The 561-nt window shown below is 40.5% G+C and carries 1 pseudogene; it reads right to left on the bottom strand.

The annotated features are described in order from the left end of the window. Positions 1-561 (bottom strand): annotated as a pseudogene (locus tag R7R24_RS29395) (DNA helicase); the annotation flags it as partial.

Here is a 561-nt window from a genome sequence, read left to right as displayed (position 1 = left end):
CTCTGGAGAGTCTTCAGTAAAGTTATTGATAGAATTAAGCCAATTCAGTTGTGATTGATCAAACTCTTGATACTGCTCTAGCCAAGATTGATACCGATTTTTTTGATCATCAAAATCGTCTTTTTTACTAGAAAATACTTGCTTGAGTAGGCTCTCAAATCGGTCTGATGACAGATTTTCAATTTGCTCTTCATCGTGCTCAATAAGGTTATACATGAAACTCCTGCGCTGGAGTTCAAGTTTATTCTTAATTGGCGGTAACCACTTAAACAGAGTTAACCATGTAGATTCATTGCCGAGGTAGCTTCGCCACGCAGTTAACTGTTCTTTGGCGTTATCTTTCAATGCTTGCGCATTAGAAACGGCTTGTTGTTGATCTGCCAATGTTTGTTGGGGATTGTTCCCCAGCCGAGAATGGATGTCATTTAGTTGGCGGTTGTAGTGATGCCAATTGTTTTGGATGTGATCTAACTGGTTTTGATGTTGGCGCAATTCGGCAAGGAGATACGCTTTAACTTGCGTTACATCAGCAACATTCTGTTGTGGAAACGCCTGTTTTGC

The sequence above is a fragment of the Vibrio sp. 704 genome, assembly GCF_033339295.1.
This window is presented reverse-complemented; position numbering and strand designations above follow the sequence as displayed.